At 66.0% G+C, this 21652-nt stretch carries 23 protein-coding genes; 9 read left to right on the top strand and 14 right to left on the bottom strand.

Annotated features, from left to right (window positions below; genetic code table 11):
* Positions 1-8 precede the first annotated feature (8 nt).
* Positions 9-944 carry an ankyrin repeat domain-containing protein gene (locus C4K40_RS12025; RefSeq protein ID WP_053136239.1) on the bottom strand — a complete coding sequence of 312 codons (936 nt, stop codon included), beginning with the start codon at positions 942-944 and terminating at the stop codon, positions 9-11.
* A 200-nt stretch (positions 945-1144) separates the two neighbouring features.
* Here C4K40_RS12025 and C4K40_RS12030 point away from each other — a divergent pair, with 200 nt between their 5' ends.
* Both C4K40_RS12030 and C4K40_RS12035 read left to right on the top strand, forming a co-directional pair.
* On the top strand, positions 1145-2128 hold the full coding sequence (locus tag C4K40_RS12030; protein ID WP_053136236.1) for an MDR family oxidoreductase: 984 nt from the start codon (positions 1145-1147) through the stop codon (positions 2126-2128).
* A gap of 129 nt (positions 2129-2257) precedes the next feature.
* Complete coding sequence (locus C4K40_RS12035; RefSeq protein WP_053136234.1) at positions 2258-3613, top strand: MATE family efflux transporter; 1356 nt, start codon at positions 2258-2260, stop codon at positions 3611-3613.
* A gap of 9 nt (positions 3614-3622) precedes the next feature.
* On the opposite strand, the gene C4K40_RS12040 is transcribed toward C4K40_RS12035, so the two are convergent.
* Both C4K40_RS12040 and C4K40_RS12045 read right to left on the bottom strand, forming a co-directional pair.
* Entirely contained in the window at positions 3623-3946 is a 324-nt protein-coding gene (locus tag C4K40_RS12040) for a DUF2834 domain-containing protein (RefSeq protein ID WP_053136231.1), read from the bottom strand.
* A gap of 13 nt (positions 3947-3959) precedes the next feature.
* A complete protein-coding gene (locus tag C4K40_RS12045) occupies positions 3960-4361 on the bottom strand; it encodes a DUF6713 family protein (RefSeq protein ID WP_053136228.1) in 402 nt (133 codons plus the stop codon).
* Positions 4362-4502: 141 nt separating this feature from the next.
* Between C4K40_RS12045 and C4K40_RS12050 the strand changes: the two genes are divergently transcribed.
* Both C4K40_RS12050 and C4K40_RS12055 read left to right on the top strand, forming a co-directional pair.
* Positions 4503-4961: a GNAT family N-acetyltransferase gene (locus C4K40_RS12050; protein ID WP_053136225.1), complete on the top strand. Its 459-nt coding sequence runs from the start codon at positions 4503-4505 to the stop codon at positions 4959-4961.
* A gap of 16 nt (positions 4962-4977) precedes the next feature.
* Positions 4978-5799, top strand: coding sequence for a helix-turn-helix domain-containing protein (locus tag C4K40_RS12055; RefSeq protein ID WP_124421297.1), 822 nt, complete (start codon positions 4978-4980; stop codon positions 5797-5799).
* On the opposite strand, the gene C4K40_RS12060 is transcribed toward C4K40_RS12055, so the two are convergent.
* Both C4K40_RS12060 and C4K40_RS12065 read right to left on the bottom strand, forming a co-directional pair.
* The gene (locus C4K40_RS12060) at positions 5796-6497 is read right to left on the bottom strand and encodes a TetR/AcrR family transcriptional regulator (protein WP_083456976.1); all 702 of its coding nucleotides are present in this window, start codon (positions 6495-6497) and stop codon (positions 5796-5798) included. The genes C4K40_RS12055 and C4K40_RS12060 overlap by 4 nt on opposite strands.
* A gap of 132 nt (positions 6498-6629) precedes the next feature.
* Positions 6630-7004: a DUF2784 domain-containing protein gene (locus tag C4K40_RS12065; RefSeq protein WP_053136222.1), complete on the bottom strand. Its 375-nt coding sequence runs from the start codon at positions 7002-7004 to the stop codon at positions 6630-6632.
* A 135-nt stretch (positions 7005-7139) separates the two neighbouring features.
* Between C4K40_RS12065 and C4K40_RS12070 the strand changes: the two genes are divergently transcribed.
* The gene (locus C4K40_RS12070; RefSeq protein WP_256224235.1) at positions 7140-8165 is read left to right on the top strand and encodes a hypothetical protein; all 1026 of its coding nucleotides are present in this window, start codon (positions 7140-7142) and stop codon (positions 8163-8165) included.
* A 55-nt stretch (positions 8166-8220) separates the two neighbouring features.
* On the opposite strand, the gene ppnN is transcribed toward C4K40_RS12070, so the two are convergent.
* The 3 genes from ppnN to C4K40_RS12085 all read right to left on the bottom strand — a co-directional run bounded on the left by ppnN (position 8221) and on the right by C4K40_RS12085 (position 11270).
* Positions 8221-9594, bottom strand: a complete 1374-nt coding sequence (gene ppnN / locus C4K40_RS12075) for a nucleotide 5'-monophosphate nucleosidase PpnN (RefSeq protein ID WP_022643799.1) — start codon at positions 9592-9594, stop codon at positions 8221-8223.
* 221 nt (positions 9595-9815) lie between these two features.
* Positions 9816-10469, bottom strand: a complete 654-nt coding sequence (locus C4K40_RS12080; RefSeq protein WP_022643800.1) for a suppressor of fused domain protein — start codon at positions 10467-10469, stop codon at positions 9816-9818.
* A 51-nt stretch (positions 10470-10520) separates the two neighbouring features.
* Positions 10521-11270, bottom strand: coding sequence for an NAD-dependent deacylase (locus tag C4K40_RS12085; protein ID WP_053136216.1), 750 nt, complete (start codon positions 11268-11270; stop codon positions 10521-10523).
* A 164-nt stretch (positions 11271-11434) separates the two neighbouring features.
* Between C4K40_RS12085 and C4K40_RS12090 the strand changes: the two genes are divergently transcribed.
* Positions 11435-11839, top strand: coding sequence for a response regulator (locus tag C4K40_RS12090; RefSeq protein WP_022643802.1), 405 nt, complete (start codon positions 11435-11437; stop codon positions 11837-11839).
* A 33-nt stretch (positions 11840-11872) separates the two neighbouring features.
* Here C4K40_RS12090 and C4K40_RS12095 read toward each other — a convergent pair whose 3' ends face one another.
* Positions 11873-12742, bottom strand: coding sequence for an oxaloacetate decarboxylase (locus C4K40_RS12095; protein ID WP_031321513.1), 870 nt, complete (start codon positions 12740-12742; stop codon positions 11873-11875).
* 447 nt (positions 12743-13189) lie between these two features.
* Here C4K40_RS12095 and C4K40_RS12100 point away from each other — a divergent pair, with 447 nt between their 5' ends.
* Positions 13190-14308, top strand: a complete 1119-nt coding sequence (locus tag C4K40_RS12100) for a saccharopine dehydrogenase NADP-binding domain-containing protein (RefSeq protein WP_053136213.1) — start codon at positions 13190-13192, stop codon at positions 14306-14308.
* A gap of 15 nt (positions 14309-14323) precedes the next feature.
* Here the strand turns inward: C4K40_RS12100 and C4K40_RS12105 are convergent, their stop codons facing one another.
* The 3 genes from C4K40_RS12105 to C4K40_RS12115 all read right to left on the bottom strand — a co-directional run bounded on the left by C4K40_RS12105 (position 14324) and on the right by C4K40_RS12115 (position 17686).
* Positions 14324-15643, bottom strand: coding sequence for a hypothetical protein (locus tag C4K40_RS12105; protein WP_053136210.1), 1320 nt, complete (start codon positions 15641-15643; stop codon positions 14324-14326).
* Positions 15644-15745: 102 nt separating this feature from the next.
* Positions 15746-16693, bottom strand: coding sequence for a sensor domain-containing diguanylate cyclase (locus C4K40_RS12110; protein ID WP_031321515.1), 948 nt, complete (start codon positions 16691-16693; stop codon positions 15746-15748).
* Between the two features lie 3 nt (positions 16694-16696).
* Complete coding sequence (locus tag C4K40_RS12115) at positions 16697-17686, bottom strand: response regulator (protein ID WP_053136207.1); 990 nt, start codon at positions 17684-17686, stop codon at positions 16697-16699.
* Positions 17687-18348: 662 nt separating this feature from the next.
* Here C4K40_RS12115 and C4K40_RS12120 point away from each other — a divergent pair.
* Positions 18349-18885, top strand: a complete 537-nt coding sequence (locus C4K40_RS12120; protein ID WP_053136204.1) for a DUF4174 domain-containing protein — start codon at positions 18349-18351, stop codon at positions 18883-18885.
* 81 nt (positions 18886-18966) lie between these two features.
* Here C4K40_RS12120 and C4K40_RS12125 read toward each other — a convergent pair whose 3' ends face one another.
* Positions 18967-20139, bottom strand: coding sequence for an aspartate aminotransferase family protein (locus C4K40_RS12125; RefSeq protein ID WP_053136200.1), 1173 nt, complete (start codon positions 20137-20139; stop codon positions 18967-18969).
* Positions 20140-20243: 104 nt separating this feature from the next.
* Between C4K40_RS12125 and C4K40_RS12130 the strand changes: the two genes are divergently transcribed.
* Entirely contained in the window at positions 20244-21149 is a 906-nt protein-coding gene (locus C4K40_RS12130; RefSeq protein WP_022643810.1) for a LysR family transcriptional regulator, read from the top strand.
* Here the strand turns inward: C4K40_RS12130 and C4K40_RS12135 are convergent.
* Positions 21146-21652 (bottom strand): NUDIX hydrolase, encoded by a 507-nt coding sequence (locus tag C4K40_RS12135; RefSeq protein ID WP_053136197.1) that lies wholly within the window; start codon positions 21650-21652, stop codon positions 21146-21148. The two genes, C4K40_RS12130 and C4K40_RS12135, sit on opposite strands and share 4 nt — an antisense overlap.

Consider the following 21652-nt stretch of genomic DNA (forward strand, 5'->3'; position numbering starts at 1 on the left):
CATGCGATTCAAAGAAGGGTGTTTTCCCATTTCTCGGTGCCGGCCAGGCGCCGCTTGACGTTGTCGATCCGCCATTGCCCGGCCGCCAGCTTGACCAGGAACCGGTACTCGTAGCGCAGCCTGCGCGAAGCGGGGTCGCGGATCAGCACTTCGGCCTGGCTCGGCTTGAGCAGTTGGCAGGCCAGCAGTTCGTTGTCCTTCGAGTAGGTGGTGGGCGAGCCATAGGAGGCGCGGGCGTAGGCCCTGTCGCGCTGGGTGCAGAAGCGCTCCAGCAGCTGCCGGGGCTCGGCCCAGAAGTCCTGGTCCAGGCCGTCGCGTGCCTGGGCCTTGCCGCGCCGTTCCCAGGCCTCCAGGGCCAGGGTATAGGCTCGTACCTGGGTGACCGGGTCGGCGCTGCTGTCGCCAGTGGCCGGCAGTTCCGGCCAGGGCAGGTGCGGCGCGGGCACGCTGGGTTGCTGGGCTCCGGCCCCGGCTTGGGCGAGCAAGTGCATGATCCGCTCGTGGCCCTTGTCTTCGGCCAGGGACCAGGCGTTGCGCTGCTGGAAGTCCAGCAGCTGGGCATCGGCCCCGGCCTGCAGCAGCAGGCTGACCATCTCGGCGTGGCCGCCCTGGGCGGCATTCATCAAGGCACTGCGCCGCAGGTCTGGGGAGACCTGGTCGAGGGCTGCGCCGTGTTCGATCAGCAGCTTGGCGATGGCGCAAGCACCGTTGCCGGCAGCCCAGGACAGCGAGCTGTAGCCCAAGGCCTTGCAGGGTTGTTGCGGGTTGGCGCCACGCTGCAGCAGCAATGCCACGGCGGGCAGGCGGCCGGCGATGGTGGCCGCCAGCAGTGCGGTGCGGCCGGTTCCCTTGTGCTTCCATTCGATGTCTGCGCCGGCATCCAGCAGGCGGGTCAGTGCGGCGAGGTCGCCACGGGCAGCGGCTTTTTCCAGAAGGTGGGACAAGGTCGGGAATCCGTTCGATCAACAAAAACTCGGGCGCAATGGTAACGCCGCGATGCCCGGGTTTGCCATGTCGGCGTCAACGTGGACGCTACGCGGGGCCTTGCGTAGGATGGCGCCTTCGCCGGCATGTCCCTGTGCCGCGCTGGTGCCCCCGGCCTTTGCCCGTTGCCGACAGACCACTTTCCAAGCAGGAGTCCCGGATGTTCAACGCCATTGTGATCGACAAAGACACTGCAGGTTATCGCGCCGATATGACGCAGCTGGAAGACGCCCGGCTACCCGCAGGCGAGGTCAGTGTGCAGGTTGCCTACAGCACGTTGAACTACAAGGACGGCCTGGCGATTACCGGCAAGAGCCCGGTGGTGCGCCAGTTCCCCATGGTCCCCGGCATCGACCTGGCGGGCACCGTGGAGTCCAGCAGCCACCCTCGCTTGCGGGCAGGCGACCAGGTCTTGCTCAATGGCTGGGGCGTGGGCGAAAGCCATTGGGGCGGGTTGGCGCAGAAGGCCCGGGTGCAGGGCGACTGGCTGATCCACCTGCCGCAAGCCTTCACCCCGCGCCAGGCCATGGCCATCGGCACGGCCGGCTACACCGCCATGCTGTGCCTGCTGGCCCTGGAGCGTAACGGCCTGCGCCCGGGGCAGGGCGAGGTGCTGGTCACCGGCGCCAGTGGCGGGGTCGGCAGCTTTGCCGTGAGCTTGCTGGCACGCCTGGGCTACTCGGTGATCGCCGCCACCGGCCGCCCGGAAGAGGCCGACTACCTCCGGCAACTGGGGGCCAGCCAGGTGATCGAGCGTGCCGAGCTGTCCCTGCCGGGACGACCACTGGCCAAGGAGCGCTGGGTGGCGGCCATCGACTCGGTGGGCAGCCATACCCTGGCCAACGTCTGCGCCGGTACCGCCGCCGATGGCCTGGTGGCCGCCTGTGGGTTGGCCCAGGGCATGGATTTTCCGGCCTCGGTGGCACCTTTCATCTTGCGTGGGGTCAGCCTGTTGGGAATCAACAGCGTGACCCGGCCATACCAGGAGCGGGTCCATGCCTGGCAGCGGTTGGCCGCCGAGGTCGACCTTGAGCACCTGGAGTTGATCACCCGCGAAGTGGCGCTGGGCGAGGCCATCGGTGTCGCCGCCGAGTTGCTCGAGGGCAAGGTCCGTGGGCGGGTGGTAGTCAACGTGAACCGCTGACCGGCGCTGGCCATATCGCGCGCGGCCACCCCGCGCGCCTGCCGAACCGTCGAGCCTGATAATCGCGGTCGGTCATACCCGGGCCGCCGTGGCCCTTTTTCATCGCCCTGATTCGAGGTTGCCCGTTCCATGTCCATTGCCCCCCAGCGACCGCTCTGGCAGGTGTATTTGCTCTTCCTGCTGCCCATGGTGCTGTCGAATTTCCTGCAGTCTTTCTCCGGCACCCTCAATGGCATCTACATCGGCCAGCTGTTGGGGACCCAGGCCCTGGCGGCCGTGTCGGGCATGTTCCCCATCCTGTTCTTCTTCATCGCCCTGGTGATCGGCCTGGGTGCGGGGGCCTCGGTGCTGATCGGCCAGGCCTGGGGCGCCCGGGAGCTGGATGCGGTCAAGTCGGTGGCCGGCAGCACCCTGTTGCTCGGGGCCATGATCGGCCTGGTGGGAGCGGTGCTGGGCATGCTCTTCGCCCGGCCGGTGCTGCAGGGCCTGGGCACGCCGGCGGACGTGCTGGATGACGCGGTGGGTTATGCCCGGGTGATGATGCTGATCTTGCCGTTGCTGCTGGTCTTCGTGCTCTTCACCCAGTTGCTGCGAGGCGTCAGCGATACCCTGTCGCCCTTGCTGGCGCTGATCGTCTCGACCGTGGTGGGCCTGCTCCTGACCCCGGCGCTGATCCAGGGCTGGCTGGGCTTGCCGCCCCTGGGGATCCAGAGTGCGGCCTTCGCCGGACTGGCCAGTAACATCATCGCCATGGGCTTTCTGGTCTGGCGCCTGCGGGGCCAGCCCCATCCGCTGGCCTTCGATCGGGCGCTGTTCGCGGCGTTGAAGCTGGACCGGGCGATCCTGGCCAAGGTGCTGCGCATCGGCCTGCCCACCGGGGTGCAGATGGTGGTGATCTCGCTGTCGGAGCTGGTGATCCTGGCGCTGGTCAACCACCACGGTTCCCAGGCTACCGCGGCCTATGGCGCAGTGACCCAGATCGTCAACTACGTGCAGTTCCCGGCGCTGTCGATCGCCATCACCGCCTCGATCCTCGGAGCCCAGGCCATCGGTGCCGGACAACTGCAGCGCATCACTCCGATCCTGCGCACCGGACTGCTGATCAATCTGTGCCTGACCGGCGCCCTGGTGCTGCTGGGCTACCTGATTTCCCACTGGCTGCTGGGGTTGTTCATCATCGACCAGGCGGCCCTGGTCCAGGCGGGGCACCTGTTGCACATCATGCTCTGGAGCCTGCTGGTGTTCGGCTTCCAGGCGGTGGTCGGCGGCATCATGCGCGCCAGCGGCACGGTGCTGATGCCGGTGGCGATCTCGATCTTCTGCATCCTCGGGGTGCAGTTGCCGGCGGCCTACTTGCTGGATGCGCAGTTCGGCCTGCAAGGGGTGTGGATGGCGTTCCCGGTGGCCTACCTGGCGATGCTGGTGTTGCAGGTCAGCTACTTCAAGCTGGTCTGGCGTCACAAGCAGATCCAGCGCCTGATCTGAGCCCCGGCGTCAGCCGTTCCCGGGCTGGCGTTGGTCCCGCCAGTCGCAGACCACCAGGTACAGCAGCGGGCCGATGGAGACGAACACGGCGGTGAGCAGCAGGTAGGGCCATACCGAACTCGCCGATCGTCCTCGGGCGCGGGCGTCGCGCAGCATCCACAGTCCGGCCAGGATGGCCATCAGGTACAGGTCGATCACCACTTGCGCGGTGTCCGGGCGCGACAGCAGCTGCAGGCCGAATTGCAGCAGCGACTGCTCGGCCTGCAGCAGGGTGAACAGGGTGTAGCCGCTGAAAGCCAGCAAGGCCAGGAGCGCGGGATAGGGGCGGGGCATGGGTGTTCCTCGATCAGGGGCGGTGGGCATTGGCGAGTCGCGGATGCCGGGTTCCCAGGTCCAGCAGCAGGTAGCCCAGGCCGGCAGCCGCCCAGGCATGGATCAGCCCCTGGGACAGCAGCGAATCGAACAGGTACAGCGGGTGCTCTTGCAGGCGGTAATGCAGCCCGGCATGAATTACCGCGAATCCGGCCAGGGCCTGTCGGGTAGTGCGTCGAAGCCGGGCCCGAGGGTGTCCGGCCAGGGCCATCAAGGCGACGCCCAGGGGCACGTGCAAGGCGATGAACAACTGCTGGGCCAGCGCTGCCTCGAGGTCGCGCAGGCCATAGAGCAGGCGCCATTCGGCCTGGGCCACGGCGTCCAGTTCATGGCCGGCGAACAGCACGACACAGAGCATCCAGAAGGTGGTTTTCACGGTAAAACTCCTTGAACAACGTCAGGCAAACAGGCTAAGTGGCGAGCGCTGCGCCACTCAATGACCCCGCAGGTCATAGACAGCCGCGCACCGATGCGTTGTGCTAAAGCCCGTGCCCCTCTCTTCAAGGACCGAACGACCATGAGCAACCACCAGCCGAACCCAGCAGCCGGCGCTGGCCGAACGATTCGCCTGGCCGACCCCACGGACGTGCCGGCCATGCTCGAGTGCGATCCCTACGCCCGCCAGCATCCGGCTCGGGGGCGACAGGTCGACCAAGCCGTCGCACGGGGTGAGGGCTGGGTCGAGGTGGCGCAGGGGCAGGTAGTCGGCTACCTGCTGCTCAACCATGATTTCTTCGAATACGGCTTCGTCGCGCTGGTGGCCGTGGCCCCCTGGCAGCAACGCCAGGGGGTGGCGCTGCGCTTGCTCCTGGCCGCCGAGCAGGCGTGTCGTACCCCACGGTTGTTCATCTCTTGCAACCAGTCGAACCAGGCCTCCCGGGCCATGATCGCCAAGGCCGGGTTCCATCCCAGCGGGGTGATCGAAAACCTCGACGAGCAGGATCCGGAGCTGATCTTCTGCAAGACCCTGGGCTGAGGGCGGAGCGCGACGGATGACCGTCTCCATGATCGATACCCTCGAGCATTCCCGCATCGACCGGCAGGCCGTAGGCATGCAATTACGCCGGCTGCGCCATCAGGCGCGCCTGAGCCAGCTGGACCTGGCCTTGCAGGCCGGCTTGTCGCAACGGCACCTGAGTTGCGTCGAGACCGGTCGGGCACAACCCAGCCCGGCCTTGTTGCAGCGCCTTCTGGATACCCTGGAAACGCCCCTGGAAGTGCGCAACCGGGTATTTCTCGCCGCCGGCTATGCGCCGCGTTATGCCGCGCTGCCATTGAGCGATCCGGGATTGGCCCCGGTGCGCACGGCGTTGCTGCATTTGCTGGAAGCCAACAACCCGGCGCCGGCGATCGTCATCGACAGCGGCTGGCAGGTGCTGGCGGCCAATCGGGCGACCCAGGCGCTGTTCCAGTTGCTGGGCCTGCCCCGGCAAGCACTGGGCGAAGGTTTCAACCTGCTGGTGACGCTGTTGGCGCCCGCAGGCTTGGGTGATTGCCTGATCAATGCCGAGCAGATCCGCCAGGTGGCCTGGCAACGGGCATCCCGGGAGGCTGGCGAGGCTCCCGGCTTGGCGGCGCTGCTGGCGACCCTGCCGGTGCCTTTGGCGGTGGATGCGGCCGAAGTGTCGGCGCCGCTGTTGCTGACTCGGGTCCGTGGGCCCCAGGGCGAACTGCGGTTCCTGTCCACCTTCACCACCTTCGGCATGCCCCAGGACATCACGGTCGCTTCGCTGCGCATCGAACACCTGATCCCGGCCGACGAAGCCACCTGGCAGGCCCTGGGCGAGGCCTGCGCGCAGCTGGCGCAACCTTAGACCGCCAGTGCCCGGGCCGGCCGGTCCTGGCCCATGCCCGAAGTGCCCACGGCGCCGGCCAGGATCATCCGGGTCAAGGTCCTGGCGACGTCCTGGAAGTCGGCGTCGCTGGGCTCGCCACGGCCTTGGATCAGGGCGATCTGCCAGCCGAGGGTGGGATAGGTCTGGGTGGTCGCTGCGATGAACAGCAGCAGGTGCTCCGCAGCGACGGCCTGGATCAGGCCATCCTCGATCCAGCTGCGCAGGCAGGCGATTTCGTTCTGTTGCTGGGCATGCAGTTGCTGGCGCCAGCTATCGGGCAACTGCTGCGCACCATGGAGCAGTTCGCTGCAGAGAATCTTCGAGCGCAACGGGTATGCCTGCACGATCCGCAGCCGCGCGGTGATATGGGCGGTGAGCGCGGTCGTCGGCTCGGCGTTGGCGGCCAACAGGGCCGAGGCCTGGCCCAGGGGCTCGAGCAACGGTTCGAGGACCTCGGCGTAGAGGTTCTCCTTGGTGTGGAAGTAGTAATACAGGTTGGCCTTGGGGACTCCGGCCCGCAGGGCGATGTCCAGGGTCTGGCAGGCGCTGAAGCCCTTGGCGGCGAATTCGTTGCAGGCCGCGTCGAGGATCAGCTGCCGATGGCGCATGCGCGACTGGCGTTCGCGGCGCGGCGGCGGTTGCGGGCGTGATTGCGGGGATGCGGGAGGGGCGGGCATGGGGCGATCTCGTGATTCGATAGCGCAATATACAAAACTATATAGCGCCCTGCCTGCGCCAGTTGCGCAGGCCTGGATGGCCTGCCCGTGCGTTGTGCGGAAAATCGGGGCCAGCGGCCGGCCCCGTGGGCTTCAGCCGCGGCGCCGGCGCAGCCAGCGTCGGAGCAGCCAGGCGTACACCGACAGGTTGATCAGCAGCACCACGGCGCCGAGCCACAACTGGATGCCCGGGGTCAGCCCCGCGGGGTAGATCAGCGGGATCAGGTAATGCTCGATGAATCCGGCGGCGTAGCCCTGTTGTCCGGCGGCATGGCGCAGCAGGTTCTCCCAGCGGGTCAGCGGGCATTCCAGGTGCCCGACTTCCACGGCCACGCCCCAGGCCGCCGCCGGCAGGTGCAGCAGCATCAGGCGTGGCTGGCGCAGCACCAGCAGGCCGCCCAGCAGTACGAAGAGGATGAAGGACAGGTGGAACAGCACCAGGCTGTCGGCGGCGATACGGTAGAGCATGAAGGTTCCTTGGGCAGGGCGGCAGGTCCGTGGCGCGAGCGCGCGGGCAATATACCTGTGTCGCGCTACCTATACTGGAAAAAGGTCGGCGCGGCTCGGATGGGCGCGACGCCGCCTATAGCGGAGGGACGTGCCGTGTGCTCACAAGCGCTGGGTGCCGGTCGAGGTCGAACCTGGTTGTTCGTCCTGGGCTTGCTGGTGTTGGCCGGTTGCGCCAACCGCGGTCCCGAGCCCGTGGCGCCGGCTCCGGTGGCCCCGGCTACCTGGCGCCAGGTCGACCGTGCCTTGCTGGAGGCCTCCGCTCGCGCCACCGCACAGGCCGAAGTCTATGCCCAAGGCTCCATGGAGCATTGGCGAACCCGGGTCTACCAACAGACCGACGAGAGCTTCATCCCCTGGTTCAGCGGCTACTGGACCCAGGAGTGGCTGTCGCTGAAGGTCGGCTGGTATTCACTCAACAGTGGCGGCGACAGCGACCAGGCTGCCAGGCGCCTGGCGCTATACCTGCAGGAGCAATACCAGCAGCGGGTGCTGGCGCCGGTGGCGCTGGAGATCGATGCCGACCAGATCACCGCCCAGGCCATGGAGTTCTACGTGCAGCAGCTGCGCCTGCAACTGGCGCAGGTCAGCACCCGCCTGCAGTTGCCGGCGGCGCAGCTGGACCAGCACCTGGAAGGGATCATGGCCATCGACCTGGGACCGCAGGCGAGCCAGCGGGCCAGCCTGCGCCAGTTGTTGCAGGTCGAGCCGATCGTCCGGCTGCCGGCCTACGGGCCGCTGCTGCAGCAGCTACGCCTGCCCGAGCAGGCCACTGGTACTTCGGGCGTGCCCCGGGTAGCACAACAGACCAGCGAAAAACTCCAGGCCCAGTTCGCCGGGCGTGGGGTCGCCGGTGCCGTGGCCGCTGCAGTAGGGCGTGTGGCCGGGGCGTTGATCTCGGTAGGGGTGGCCGGCGTCCGGGCGCTGGTCCAGGATGACGCTCGGCCCGACTTGCAAGCCCAGACCCGCCGGGACCTGGGCGAGGCATTCGACCAGGCCTGGCTCAGGCAACTGCATGATCCGCAGCATGGGGTCATGGCCGGGGTGTATTACCTCGGGCGCCAGCTCGAAGGCCAGTTGCAGCCGCCAGCCGAATCAGCGGAGGTTGGCGCCGTGCCTTGATCGAGGGACGAGCCGCGCGCCATGGGCCGGCGCGCGGCGGGGCGGGTATCGGGGCTCAGCTGACCACGCGATAGCAGGGCACGTAGGCGGCACCACCGGGCAACTTCATGCGGTGCTGATCGACGAAGGCTTTGAGCAGCTGGTCCAGCGGCTGCATGATCGCCGGGTCGCCATGGATGCTGTACGGGCCTTTCTGCTCGATCAGGCGGATGCCCTGGTCCTTGACGTTACCGGCGACGATGCCGGAGAACGCCCGGCGCAGGTTGGCCGCCAGTTCATGGGGGGGCAGGGCATGGCTGAGTTGCAGGTTGGCCATGTTTTCGTGGGTCGGGTCGAACGGGTGCTGGAAGCCTTCGTCGATCTTCAGCAGCCAGTTGAAGTGGAAGGCGTCGTTGCGCTCGCGGCGGAACTGCTTGACGGTCTTCAGGCCCTCGGTCATCTGCCGGGCCACTTCGGCCGGGTTGTCGATGATCACCTGGTAGTGCTGGCCGGCCGCTTCGCCCAGGGTCGCCAGGACGAAGGCGTTGAGCTGCTCCAGGTACGGCGCCGCGCTCTTGGGCCCGGTGAGGATCACCGGGAACGGCAGGTCGCGGTTGTCCGGGTGCATCAGGATGCCCAGCAGGTACAGGAACTCTTCGGCGGTGCCGGCGCCACCGGGGAAGATGATGATGCCGTGTCCGACCCGGACGAAGGCCTCCAGGCGCTTCTCGATGTCCGGCAGGATCACCAGCTCGTTGACGATGGGGTTGGGCGCCTCGGCGGCGATGATGCCCGGCTCGGTCAGGCCCAGGTAGCGGCTGCCGTTCATGCGCTGCTTGGCATGGGCGATGGTGGCGCCCTTCATCGGCCCCTTCATCACGCCGGGGCCGCAGCCGGTGCAGATGTCCAGCTTGCGCAGGCCCAGCTCGTGGCCGACCTTCTTGGTGTACTTGTACTCGTCGGTGTTGATCGAGTGGCCGCCCCAGCACACCACCAGCTTGGGCTCCACGCCGGGACGCAGGGTGCGGGCGTTGCGCAGCAGGTGGAAAACGTAGTCGGTGATGCCCTGGGAGCTCTCCAGGTCGATGCGCTGGCTGTCCAGCTCGTTGGCGGTGTAGACGATGTCGCGCAGGGCGCTGAAGAGCATTTCCCGGGTGCTGGCGATCATCTCGCCATCGACGAAGGCATCGGCCGGAGCGTTCAGCAGCTCCAGGCGCACGCCGCGATCCTGCTGGTGAATCCGTACTTCGAAATCGTGGTAGGCGTCGAGGATGGTCTTGGCGTTGTCGACGTGGGCGCCGGTATTGAGGATGGCCAGGGCGCACTGGCGGAACAGCGTGTAGATGCTGCCGGAACTGGCGGCGCTCAGTTGTTGCACTTCACGTTGCGAGAGGGTCTCCAGGCTGCCTTTCGGGCTGACCGAAGCATTGATCACATGTCTTTGCGGCATTCATCCATTTCCTGAAAGCGGCGCCACCGATCCCGGGGGCGGGGGCGCGAAAGAGCGGGGCAGTGAGCGGGGCCGCCCGTATCCGGGGGGCTGGTTTCCAGCGGCAGGGCAAGAAAGCGGCGATCGCTGCGAGGGTGTTCGCTCTTTGAATCTACCTCATGACGAGCCGTCGTGGCGGGAAAAATGATGAGGCGTGCCCTTGTCCCCGGGTTTCGGGCGCATCACAGGATGCTGGCGCGCCGTGGATCGATCACCGGCGAGGCACCGGCCTGGGTCAGGCGCTGGAGCAGCTCGGGGTAGCCTTCAGTCTGCGCCCAGGTGTGTTCCGCTGCGGTCAGGCCCACCAGTTGCAGGAAGTCGAAACGCCCGCAGAGCAGTTGCTGGGTCTCGGGAAACCCCGGCGCGGCGATGAACAGCACGCTCTCGACCTGGCTGCCGGCACCGTCGATGGGGTTGCCCAGGCGCATGCGGTCCCACTCGTCCAGCAGTGGCCGCTCGCCGAAGTGACCGGCAGACAACAACAGTTGGTAGGCGCAGAAGTGACGCAGCAGGTACAGCGCCCATGGCGATTGCTCACGGGTTTCCAGCAGCAGCTCGCGACCCATCCCGGACCAGCCGTCCGGCTCGGGTTGCTCCGCGTGCCAGGCATTGGACAGGCCCGAGGTGACGTACAGCCAGCTCTCGCGTCGGGCATTGGGGGGCGACTCGAAGACCCCATGGGTCAGCCAGCGCGGATCGACTTCGGCGTCGCGGAACAGGCTCGGGTCCAGGGGGTAGATCCCGGGGCCGAGGTCACCGAACAAGCTCCGGTAGATCTGTTCCTCGCGCTGTTCCCAGGCCGCTTCGAACCATGAAAAGTCTTGGGTATCCGACATCTTGAAACATCCTTGAAAGCAGAGGGTGGCCCACTGCGGGCCACCCGGAAATCAGGCAAAGGCCTGCTGTAGCAGTTGTGGCAGTACCTGCCCGGCCTTGCCCACCAGGTGGTATTCCCCGGGGGCGCTGCCAGGTTGTGGCTGCGGGTTGATATGCACCACGCAGGCGCCTTGCTGCAGGGCCAGCTGTGGAATCTGCGCCGCCGGCTGCACCAGCCCGGAGGTGCCCACCGACAGCAGCAGGTCGCACTCGCGGGCAGCCTGGAAGGCGCGCTTGAGGGCCGCCTCCGGTAGCGCTTCGCCGAACCACACCACGCCGGGGCGCAGCTTGCCATTGCAGCCGGTGCAGCGTGGCGGCTCCAGGCGCGCGCCGCTCTCTGGCACGGATGGCATGGGCAGCGCGCCGCTGAAGGGCCGGTTGCAGGCGAAGCACTTGGGGCTGTGCAGGCTGCCGTGCAGATGCAGCACATCGACGCTGCCAGCACGTTCGTGCAGGTCATCGACGTTCTGGGTGATCAGGGTCAGGCGCGGCAGGCGCCGGCCCAGTTCGGCGATCGCCAGGTGGGCCGGATTGGGCTGGGCCGCGAGCACCTTCTGGCGCCGCCATTCGTACCAGCCCCAGACCAGCGCCGGGTCGTCGCGAAAGGCCTGGACCGTGGCCAGGCGCGCCGGATCGAAGTTTTCCCAGAGGCCGGTCAAGGCATCGCGAAAGGTCGGGATGCCACTTTCCGCCGAGACTCCGGCGCCGCTGAATACCACCAGGTGCCTGGCCTGGGCCAGTCGCTTGGGATCGAACTCCATGGAAAGAACCACCTCCGTTTTCAACCACGACACCACTTGGGTGGCGCGTGCGGGGCTGGCATTATCCGCCGACGGTCGCGGCAAGTGAATTTATCTTCGCGCCTTCGCTCATAAGTGTGTCGGCGGCTTGGCTCGCCCATCCAACCTGCCAGGGAGTGTCATCCATGTATTCAGCTTCGCCCATCGATAGCGACGCCTGCGGGCGCTTGATCCTGGTGGTGGAGGACGAGCCGACGGTGCTGGAGTTCCTGTGCGAGATCCTCGAGGACGAGGGCTACGCCACCCAGGCCCTGGACAGTGCCGACCAGGCCTGGGAATTCCTCCACGAACGGGCCGCGGACGTGGCGCTGCTGCTGACCGATATCACCATGCCTGGCCGGCTCAATGGCGCAAGCCTGAGCAACCTGTGCGGCGAACACTTACCGGGGATGCCGATCGTGGTGATGTCGGGGTACGAGACCCCCGAGAGTTCCGGGGTGCGCTATCCGGTGTCCTTCATCCGCAAGCCCTGGACCATAGGCCAGGTCCTGGATTGCGTGGAAGGGGCGTTGAAATCGGCCCAGGGTTGAGGCGTTGCGCCTCACCCCGGCCAATTGCCGGTGTTACTCCTTGACGCTCATGAACTCCCGCGCCCAGACGATGTACTCCTCGGGCTGGGTGTAGGTGTGCGCCAGTTCGGTGGCGCTCAGGTCCGAGGCCTGGGTGAAGATCTGCCGCTGTTCGCGCAGGCAATCGTAGGTGGCCTTGATCGCCGCGAAATAGGCGGCGTGGCCGTCCACCGCGATCTTCACGCCCAGCTGGGCCAGGCGTGCGTCGTCGCGCAGCGCCGGGTTGCCGTAGGTCACCAGCATCAGCGGCACGTTCAGGTGCTCGGAGATCTGCTCCAGTTGTTCGAAATCACGGATGCCGACCATGCAGATGGCATCGGCGCCGGCGCGTTCGTACTGCTGGGTGCGGCTGATGATTTCCTGCACCGGCAGGATCCCGGCGTTGGTCCGGGCGATGATCGCCAGTTCCGGATCGACCCGGGCCTCCAGGGCCGCGCGGATCTTGCCCACGCCTTCGGCGACGGATATCAGGTCGGTGGACTTGCGGCCGAATTGCGCCGGCAGCAGGGTGTCCTCGATGGTCAGCGCGGCGATGCCGGCGCGCTCCAGCTCGACCACGGTGCGCATCACGTTGAGGGCGTTGCCGTAGCCATGGTCGGCGTCGGCGATCACTGGCAACTGGGCCACACGGCCGATGCGGGTGGCCTGCTCGGCGAACTCGCTCAAGGTGATCAGGGCGAAGTCGGGGGCCGCCAGGACCTGCAGCGAGGCCACGGAACCACCGAGGATACCGACCTCGAAGCCCAGGTCGGCGGCGATCCGGGCGGACATCGGGTCAAACACAGAAGCGGTGTGATAGCAGGAAGAAGAGGCGATCAGTTCACGGAAACCGCGGCGCAAATCTTGATGGGAAAGCCTGGACATAACAGCTCCGAGATGGGATCGAGAGATCGACCTTCGGGTCGAATCGAATTTTGCAATCAGTTCCCTTGGCGAGCCGATGATCGAAAGGCTCGCAGCGAAACGTTGGTTGGGCAGATGAAGGTGAAGCAGGGGGGTAGCAAGGCGTCTTTATCCCGCTTGATTGAGTGAAGCTGCGGGTTTGTTATGCGAGGCCGACATAGCAGGACGAGGCTAACACGCTCCCGGGCCGTAGAGGATGAGGAATTTGCATAGCATTATGCCGGACTGGCATTGGCAATTTTTTAGCAACTTAATGTTACAAGTGTTCCGCGCGGCCCTGTCGGGCCCTCGCCGGAAGGTATCCGGCGGCTGCCGGCACTTGTCGCTCCAGGGCAAATCGCGGAAGCTGCCGCGCCGCAAGGTCCGCTCATCCAGCGGCGCAACGTATTTATTTCAGGGATGCAGGTAATGACGCTCAGAGTGTTGGTGGTCGGTGGTTATGGCAATTTTGGCAGCATCATCTGCCGCTACCTGATCCACCGTCCGGGCTTGCACCTGGTGATTTCCGGACGTGACCCGGCCCGCCTGGAGGCCAAGGTCCAGGCCTTGCGCGCGGAGGGCGGCCAGTCCTGCGAAGGCTGGTGCGGCGACGCCATGGGCGAGCAGTGGGCACCGGCGCTCAAGCGCCTGCAGATCGATTGGGTGATCCACACCGGTGGACCGTTCCAGGGGCAATCCCATGCCGTGGCGCGCGGCTGTATCGAGGCCGGGGTCAATTACTGCGACCTGGCCGACTGTCGCCAGTTCGTCGCCGGCATCGCGGCCCTCGATGCCCAGGCCCGGGCCGCCGGGGTGGTGGTACTCAGCGGCTGCAGCTCGGTGCCGACCCTGTCGACGGCGATCATCGATGAGCATCGCCAGCGTTTTTCCCGGATCGAACGTATCGAACATGGCATTTCCTCCTCGGCGAAGATGCCGGGGCTGTCCACCATCCTCGGCGTCCTGGCCTATGCCGGCCGGCCGATCCTGCAGCTCAAGGACGGCCAGCCGCACCCGGTGATCGGCTGGCAGGGCCTGACCTTGCGCAAGCTGCCAAGGCTGGGCACACGCTTGGTGGCCAATGTCGATGTGCCGGACCTGGATCTGTTCGCCGCCCGTTATGGCGCCCATACCCTGTCGTTCAAGGCGGGTGCCGGGCTCAAGGTCGCCGGGCTGGCCAATGCCTTGCTGGCCCAGGCGGTGAAGCTGGGGCTGGTGCGCGACCCGGCGCCCTGGGCTGCGCGCCTGCATCGCTGCGGAACCTGGTTCGAGTGGCTGGGCGATGGCTTGAGCGCCATGTACGTCGATGTCCATGGCCTGGGCCAGGACGGCCTGCCGTTGTCGATGAGAGCGCAACTGACCGCCGCCAACGATCATGGCCCGGAGATCCCCAGCTGCGCAGCGGTGGCGGTGATCCTCAAGGTGCTCGATGGCCAGCCGCTGCTCCCGGGGGCTCGCGCCTGTGCCGGTGAGGTCAGCCTGGAGCAGTACCTGCAAGCCATCGACGATCCGGCCAACCTGCAGATGCAGGTTGAGTTCTCGCGTTAGCCGGGCTGAGCTTTTTCACCATAGAAGCGGCTTGGCCAGGTCCTTCCAGAACAGCCAGCGCTGTACTTCGTGGTGCGCGCCGGTGCCGATCTGCCAGTCCGGGCGGCCACGGTCCAGTTCGATGCGCACGATGATCCCGGCGTAGGTGGCTGCCACCAGGGTCTGGCCATCGGGGCTGATGTCCATGGCGCACAGGGTCGAGCCGACGTAGTGCTGCCAGCGCTCCTCGCCGGTTTCGCTGAAGGCCCGCAGGTAACCGTAGGCATCGCCGATGATGAACTCGTCGCCCCGCGAGACCCCGGCGTATACCCGGGCGCCATCCTGCAGCACCGGTGTGCGTGGGTCGTCGCTGTAGAAGTCGGTGGCCAGCCCCGGCAGGTCCGCCACCGCGACGCCCAGGCTGGCACCGCTGTAGAAGTGGCAGGCATTGAGCAGCAGGCGGTCGCCGCGCTGGTTGAAGCAGGCGAAGTGCGGGTATTCGCTGCCGGGTCCGATCTCGGCCACTTGCTGCAATTGGGCATCGAACACCAGGTGCGAACTGCTTTGCTCGCCCACGGCGATCCACTGGCCGTCGGCTGAAATCGCCCCGTGCTCCATGTCCAGGTCCAGGTTGAGGTCCTCGGCGGCGACTCCCTTGGCCAGGTCCTGGCGCAGCTCTTCCAGGTTGCGCAGCAGGCGGGTGGCGCCGTCGGCATGGAGCACGAAGATGCCATCGGCACTGACCAGCAGCACCCGCTGGCCGTCGGGGAAGGGGATCAGGCGGCTGGGAGTGGCGCGTTCGCGCAGCTCCAGGTCCGCGGGCAATCCGGCGAGCCGCTCGGGCCAGGCGAAGCTCGCCACCTGTGGGCCGGCCCAACCGTCGGTGACCTGGATGCCTTCAGCTCGGGCCCAGGCGAAGTAGCGGCGCTGCGGGCAGGCGCCGAAGTACTCCACCCGATCCAGGGTCTGGACGCGATCGTTGTCGATGTGCACCACCGAGCCCGCCTCGTAGGGCGCGCCGATCCGCGCCAGCAGACTGCCGTCGGCCAGCAGGGCGAGGGCCGGGACCATCTGGCCCTGGTCGTCCAGGCGTGGCGTCAGGGGAAAGTGCGCCGGCGGCCAGGCCTGGCGAAAAGCCTGGCGCGTGGCTGGGTCCCAGGGGCCCGCGTTGTTCTCTTCCAGGGCTGCCTGCCAGGCCGGTAGCAGGTGCTCGGTGGGTGGCAGGTAGGGCTCTTGCAGGTTGTCCCAGCCTTCACGCATGCCGGTCTCGACATAGCGGTTGATGTCCTGGGCATAGCGGTGCACGGCGTTGTGCCATTGTTCCTGGGCGTTCTGTTGCGGCGTGGATCGAGACATGCGCGTGGCACTCCTTATAGCGCGGGCAGGCAAGTGGACTGCGGATTGACCGCCAAGGCCGGGAATTTCTCCTCGCCCCGAGGGATTTTTTTACCGGGCGGCTCAGGCAGCGTGGGTGCTGACCCGGTTGCGTCCAGCATGCTTGGAAGCGTACAGCGCGCGGTCCGCCCATTCGACCAGGCAGCGGTGGTCGCGGGCGGTGTGATCCAGGCAGGCGATGCCCAGGCTGATGGTGAAGGCGATGCTCTGGCCGTGGTGGACCACGGCTTGTTGCTCCACCGCCTGGCGCAGGCGCTCGGCCAGGGCATGGGCGCCGTCCAGGTCGGTGCGCGGCAGCAGGATGGCGAACTCCTCGCCGCCATAGCGCCCGGCCACGTCGCTGTCGCGCAGGTGCTGGTGGATCAGCTCCGAGAGGCGTTTGATCACTGCGTCGCCGGCCTGGTGGCCGTAGCGATCGTTGATCGACTTGAAGTGGTCGATGTCCAGCATCAGCAGGGCGGTGGTCCTGTCGTGGCGGGCATATTCCAATTGCAGGCGCTGTTCCCAGTGGCCCCGGTTGTAGAGCTGGGTCAGGTGGTCGGTGCGCGACAGCTGTTGCAGTTGCTGGTTGGCCTTCTGCAGCCCCAGGTTGTTGATCGCCACGTCGGTGAGGTCATAGATCACCAGGCACACGTGGTGGATCTCGCTATTGGACGAGCGCAGGGGCAGCAGCGTGGTGTTCTGGTACATGAACTCGCCCTGGCCGGTGATCGGCTGGTAGTTCTTGAAGCGCACCAGGTACGGCCGTTGTTTCCAGATGGTGAAGGCCGGCGTGCCGAGGGCCACCACCCGCCCGACCTTGCGGCTGAACCAGGGGCGCTCGACTTCCGGGAACAGCTCGAAGAACGAGCGGTCGATGGCCTGCTTGGAGGCCACGCCGGAGCGGTTCTCCATGAAGCTGTTCCACACCTGGACCCGGCATTCGAGGTCCAGCACGACGATTCCCACGTCGATGCCGTGGACCACCGCCAGTAGCCAGTGCAGTTCACTGAAATCCATTCGTTTGGGCATGGTTCAACTCATCAGGTAGGCGAGTTTCTGTTCCAGCAGGGCCAGGGAGTCCTCGGTGAACAGCAATAACAGGTCGAAGTGGATGTTCTGCTCATCCAGGCTATAGCTGATCTCCACGGCCTGGGTGTTCTTCCAGCGTTGCTGGTTGAGCACGATCAGCTCGTCGATGGCGGTGTGCTCCCCCAGTACCTGGGGATGACCCACGGAAAAGAACACGTCCAGTTGCTCGGCGATGCTGCTCAGGCAGGCACCGATCAGCACGCTGGACAGGTCGATCAGCACTTCCATTTCCTGGTAGGGGTCGGTGCCTTGTTCGATCAACTGGGCGATGTCGGCCACCGAGGAATCATGGAATATCAGCAGCGCCTCGCCGGCGATGCCGCTGCCGATGTAGCTCTGGCAGATGGCGGTCAGTTGCCGCGAGCGATTGGCGTCCGTCAGCAGCATCTGCAATTCCCCGGCCTCCAGAATGTTGACGTGGGGGATCGGCAGGTGCACGAACACATCCAGGACCTTGGCGATCAGTGCCGCGGCGTAGCCCATGGAGACGTTCACAGTCTCGCGAAAGGCATCGCGAAAGGTCACCACCGGTGCCGGCGACGGATCGGGCACCGGCTTGCTGCGCCCGTTGTCCAGGAGCTCCAGCTCGTGGAGCAGGCTGCACAGTTGCTGGGGATCGAAAGGTTTCTTGAGGAATGCCCGGGCACCCAGCTCGCGGGTCAGGCGTACCGCTTCCTCTTGCACGTCGCCGGAGATGACGATGATCTGCGTGTCGATGCCTTCTTCCTGCACGGCGCTCAACACTTGGTAGCCGTCCATCACCGGCATGGTCAGGTCCAGCAGCGCCACCTTGCCCAGTCCCTTGCGCAATGCCTCCAGCCCTTCGCGGCCATTGCAGGCCTGGGTCACGGATACCCGCCATTCGCCGGGCAGGGTACGCAGCACCTGCTTCCTGGCCATGCTCGAATCGTCGCAGACGAGGAGGGGAATCATCGGGATCGGACGCTCATTCGAATAAATCCGTAGTTGGATAGTGTTCGGGAATGTAACGAGTTGCCGTTTGTATTGTGTTTGTTACGGGCTGTCCGTGCCGCGCCGAACTATAGAGCGACGGATAATGAAAGAACAAGTAGTGGGTAATCGGGTTGTTTGTTCCAGATCATTGTTCGGTGTAGTTGCCTGGAGGCGCTTGTATAACTTGCGTCAGGCCTGGCGCTGCTTGGCGACAGCTAGGTGGAGCGGCGCTGGCGCCGAGGAGTGGCTGCTCTAGTTAAATGAACCGGTTCGTTAATGACTGTTTTCTGGCGTTTGGAAAATGACACTTCGTAAATAACTTTAAAGCGTTCAGGACTGGTTGGTTAGTTGTCGCAAGTGTGTGTGCTTGTCGGGGCGAAGAATTAGGGGTGTGATATTGCAGGCTGTTATTCGAGGAGCACTTGAAGACTACGCCAGGTAGTAGTGGCCAGGCAGGTTTCGCTGCTGTTACAGAAGGCGGGGAGTCCACTGGCAAGCGTGTCGGCGGTTCTGCGCCGCCTGGCGTGGCCCAGCCGGGCCGCGGGTGCCGGGGTTAGAAAAATGTCAGATTTTGAGTCGTGGCCTGGACCTTTTCCCGCAATGCGCAATCATTACTGCGTGGAAAATATAAGGAGAGACGCATGTTCATTCGGTCATTGACCCTCGCAACTCTGCTCGCTGTCGCAGGCCCCGTCCTGGCTGCCGACAACGATGGCCCACTGGCCCAGGACCTGGGCAAATCACGGCCATTGATCGTGATCGCCCCCAGCAGCGTCGACCCGACCCTGGTGAGCTTGAAGAAGTCCCTCGAGGAGCCGGCCAATCGCCAGGCCTTCAACGAACGCAACATGGTCCTGTACACGGTGCTCAACACCATAGGTCAGCGTGATGGCAAGGACATCGACCCGCAATCCACCATGGCCCTGATCCGCAGCCTCAAGCTGGGCGCGGGGGCCCAGACCAAGGTGATCCTGGTGGGCAAGGATGGCGAGAAGAAGCTGGAGCATTCAGGGGCCATCGAACTCAAGGAAGTGTTTAGCGCCATCGACCAATTGCCGGCGACCGAGAAGCAGGCGGCCGCCCCGGCCCCAGCGCCGGAACCTCAGGCCAAGCCAGCCAATGCCAAGGCTGGCAAGCAGGCCAAGCCCGCAGCGGCGCCCCAGGCCCTGGACGACTGAGCCAGGTGTCAGCACCTGCCGGGAGCTGGCTGCGTTAGCCCCCGGCATTGCTCCGCGCAGCGGGATGTTTCCCGCAGGCGCTCATGGGCGATCCAGCAACTGGCGCAATGCCTGGACGATCGTCCGTACCTCGTCCTCATCGATCACCAGCGGTGGCAGCAGGCGGATGGTCTTGCCCCGGGTGACGTTGATCAGCAGCCCATGATCCCGGGCGGCAGCCTGCACCAGGTCCGGAGCCGGACGCCGCAGTTCGAGCCCGATCATCAAGCCCAGGCCACGAATCTCCAGCACCTGCGGATGCTCCGACAGTTCCTCGCGCAACAGCTTGAGCAGCAACGCGCCCTGGCGTTCGGCGTTGGCCAGCAGGCCCTGTTCCTCGATGATCTCCAGTACCGTGCAGGCCACCCGGCAGGCCAGGGGATTGCCGCCGAAGGTACTGCCATGACTGCCGGGGGTGAACAGTTGCGCGGCCTTGCCCCGGGCCAGGCAAGCGCCGATGGGGATGCCGTTGCCCAGGCCCTTGGCCAGGGTCATCACGTCCGGCACTACGTCTTCGTGCTGGCAGGCGAACCAGCGGCCGGTGCGACCGATACCGCTCTGGATCTCGTCGAGCATCAGCAGCCAGTTGCGCCGGGAGCACAGCTCGCGCAGTGCCTTCAGATAACCTGCTGGTGCCAGCTGGATACCGCTCTCGCCCTGGATCGGCTCCAGCAGCACCGCGCAGATGCGTGCGCCATGGCGGCTGGCGGCCTGCTCCAGGGCCGCCAGGTCACCGAAGGGCACCTTGAGGAAATCCCCGGGCAATTGCCCGTAGCCCAGGCGTACCGCCGGCCCGTCGCTGGCCGACAGGGTACCCAGGGTACGGCCGTGGAAGGCGTTCTCCATCACCACCACCAGCGGTTGCTCGATGCCCTTGTACCAGCCATGCAGGCGCGCCAGTTTCAGTGCGGTTTCGTTGGCCTCGGCCCCGGAGTTGTTGAAGAACGCCCGGTCCATGCCGGCCAGCGCCGTCAGCCGGCCCGCCAGTCGCTGCTGCCAGTCGATGCTGTACAGGTTGGAGGTGTGCAGCAGCAATCCGGCCTGCTCGCTGATGGCGCTGACCAGGCGCGGGTGGGAATGGCCGACACCGGTCACGGCTACTCCGGCGATGGCGTCCAGGTATTCGCGGCCGGCCTGGTCCCAGAGGCGGGTGCCCAGGCCTTTGCTGAAGTTCAGGGACAAAGGCTGGTAGGTACTCATCAGGGCGGCGCTCATGGCGGTTCACTTCCATCACGGGTGGGGGGTGTCGCCAGTATCGTTAGCCAGCCAGGCTAGATAAACTCGGCAGATCTTTAATCATCTTGAAGCAGGACTTGATAATGGATCTGTTCCAGGCGATGTCGGTGTACGTCAAGGTGGTGGAGGCGGGGAACATGACCGCCGCCGCCCGGGAATGCGGCCTTTCCACCACCATGGTGGGCAATCACCTGCGGGCCCTGGAGCAACGCCTGGGGGTGCGCCTGCTCAACCGCACCACTCGCCGCCAGCGCCTGACCGAGTTCGGCACCGAGTATTACCAGCGTTGCCTGGCGGTGCTGGGCCTGGTGGCCGACTCCGAGCACTTGGCGGAGCAGGCCCAGGGCACGCCGTCCGGGACCTTGCGCATCACCGCGCCGGTGACGTTCGGCACCGAGCGCCTGGCGCCGGCCCTGAGTGAATTCCGCCAGCGCTGCCCGGAGGTCAAGGTCGAGCTGAACCTGGCCAACCAGCGCTTCGACCTCACCGATGGCACCTTCGACGTGGCCATCCGCCTGGGCAACCTGGACACCAATGCACTGATCGCCCGGCCGCTGCAGGACTACACCCTGACCATCTGCGCCGCGCCGCAATACCTGGAGCACCATGGCACGCCGCAGGTGCCCGAGGACCTGGCGCAGCACAACTGCCTGGCCTTCGCCTTTCCAGCGGGAGACGAGTGGAGTTCCACCGCGACCCAGTGGCCCTTGCACGGGCCCGAGGGGGATGTGCTGATACCGGTGTCCGGCTCATTGCTGGCCAATACGTCCTCCGGCCTGCATCGCGCGGCGCGGGGCGGGTTGGGGATCGTGATGATGCCCGATGCGCTGGTGGAGGAAGACCTGCGCCAGGGGCGGCTGGTGGCCGTGTTGCAGGACTACCAGCTGCCGCTGCGGGCGATGCACCTGCTCTATGCACAGGACCGCTACCGGCTGCCCAAGCTGCGCAGTTTCGTCGAATTCGCCCTGGAGAAGTGGGGGCGCCCCTAGCTCGCTTCGTGGGCCAGCAGCATCATCGCCGCCGACAGGGTATGGCCGTCGGTGATGCGCCCGGCGGCGATCATCGCCAGCAGTTCCTGGCGGCTGACCCACAGCACCTTGTCCACTTCGCCATCGGTGGCGCTGGCCTGCTGCTCGGCGATTTCCACCTGGCACACGGCAACGGCACTGGCGATCAGCGAGGTGTTGCTGTGCAGCAATCCCAGCTGGCGCACCTGCGATGCCTGCCAGCCGGTTTCCTCCAGCAGTTCACGGGCGGCTGCGTCACAAGGGCTTTCGCCGGCATCGATGGCCCCTCGTGGAAACTCGATGGACTGGCCGCCGATGGCCCGGCGCCTGAGGTCGGCCAGCATCAGCCGGCCATCGGCCAGGGTCGGTATGGCGACCACGCCGTTCACCGCCTGGGCCTCCTTGATGATGAAGTAGCCCTGCTCACGGACCACCCTGAAATAGGGGGTTTCCAGCAGGCACTGGTTATCGGGGTTCGAACTCAT

This window comes from Pseudomonas sp. CMR5c (assembly GCF_003850545.1).
GTDB lineage: Bacteria > Pseudomonadota > Gammaproteobacteria > Pseudomonadales > Pseudomonadaceae > Aquipseudomonas > Aquipseudomonas piscis.

What these genes read in the sequence shown, in the direction of transcription:
- C4K40_RS12060 (WP_083456976.1), bottom strand. Translation starts at nt 6,497, where the DNA reads ATGCCCGCCCCTCCCGCATCCCCGCAATCACGCCCGCAACCGCCGCCG.
- C4K40_RS12135 (WP_053136197.1), bottom strand. Translation starts at nt 21,652, where the DNA reads ATGAGTTCGAACCCCGATAACCAGTGCCTGCTGGAAACCCCCTATTTC.
- C4K40_RS12085 (WP_053136216.1), bottom strand. Translation starts at nt 11,270, where the DNA reads ATGGAGTTCGATCCCAAGCGACTGGCCCAGGCCAGGCACCTGGTGGTA.
- C4K40_RS12090 (WP_022643802.1), top strand. Translation starts at nt 11,435, where the DNA reads ATGTATTCAGCTTCGCCCATCGATAGCGACGCCTGCGGGCGCTTGATC.
- C4K40_RS12035 (WP_053136234.1), top strand. Translation starts at nt 2,258, where the DNA reads ATGTCCATTGCCCCCCAGCGACCGCTCTGGCAGGTGTATTTGCTCTTC.
- C4K40_RS12065 (WP_053136222.1), bottom strand. Translation starts at nt 7,004, where the DNA reads ATGCTCTACCGTATCGCCGCCGACAGCCTGGTGCTGTTCCACCTGTCC.
- C4K40_RS12100 (WP_053136213.1), top strand. Translation starts at nt 13,190, where the DNA reads ATGACGCTCAGAGTGTTGGTGGTCGGTGGTTATGGCAATTTTGGCAGC.
- C4K40_RS12130 (WP_022643810.1), top strand. Translation starts at nt 20,244, where the DNA reads ATGGATCTGTTCCAGGCGATGTCGGTGTACGTCAAGGTGGTGGAGGCG.
- C4K40_RS12030 (WP_053136236.1), top strand. Translation starts at nt 1,145, where the DNA reads ATGTTCAACGCCATTGTGATCGACAAAGACACTGCAGGTTATCGCGCC.
- C4K40_RS12050 (WP_053136225.1), top strand. Translation starts at nt 4,503, where the DNA reads ATGAGCAACCACCAGCCGAACCCAGCAGCCGGCGCTGGCCGAACGATT.
- C4K40_RS12110 (WP_031321515.1), bottom strand. Translation starts at nt 16,693, where the DNA reads ATGCCCAAACGAATGGATTTCAGTGAACTGCACTGGCTACTGGCGGTG.
- ppnN (WP_022643799.1), bottom strand. Translation starts at nt 9,594, where the DNA reads ATGCCGCAAAGACATGTGATCAATGCTTCGGTCAGCCCGAAAGGCAGC.
- C4K40_RS12125 (WP_053136200.1), bottom strand. Translation starts at nt 20,139, where the DNA reads ATGAGCGCCGCCCTGATGAGTACCTACCAGCCTTTGTCCCTGAACTTC.
- C4K40_RS12095 (WP_031321513.1), bottom strand. Translation starts at nt 12,742, where the DNA reads ATGTCCAGGCTTTCCCATCAAGATTTGCGCCGCGGTTTCCGTGAACTG.
- C4K40_RS12055 (WP_124421297.1), top strand. Translation starts at nt 4,978, where the DNA reads ATGACCGTCTCCATGATCGATACCCTCGAGCATTCCCGCATCGACCGG.
- C4K40_RS12105 (WP_053136210.1), bottom strand. Translation starts at nt 15,643, where the DNA reads ATGTCTCGATCCACGCCGCAACAGAACGCCCAGGAACAATGGCACAAC.
- C4K40_RS12120 (WP_053136204.1), top strand. Translation starts at nt 18,349, where the DNA reads ATGTTCATTCGGTCATTGACCCTCGCAACTCTGCTCGCTGTCGCAGGC.
- C4K40_RS12080 (WP_022643800.1), bottom strand. Translation starts at nt 10,469, where the DNA reads ATGTCGGATACCCAAGACTTTTCATGGTTCGAAGCGGCCTGGGAACAG.
- C4K40_RS12115 (WP_053136207.1), bottom strand. Translation starts at nt 17,686, where the DNA reads ATGATTCCCCTCCTCGTCTGCGACGATTCGAGCATGGCCAGGAAGCAG.
- C4K40_RS12040 (WP_053136231.1), bottom strand. Translation starts at nt 3,946, where the DNA reads ATGCCCCGCCCCTATCCCGCGCTCCTGGCCTTGCTGGCTTTCAGCGGC.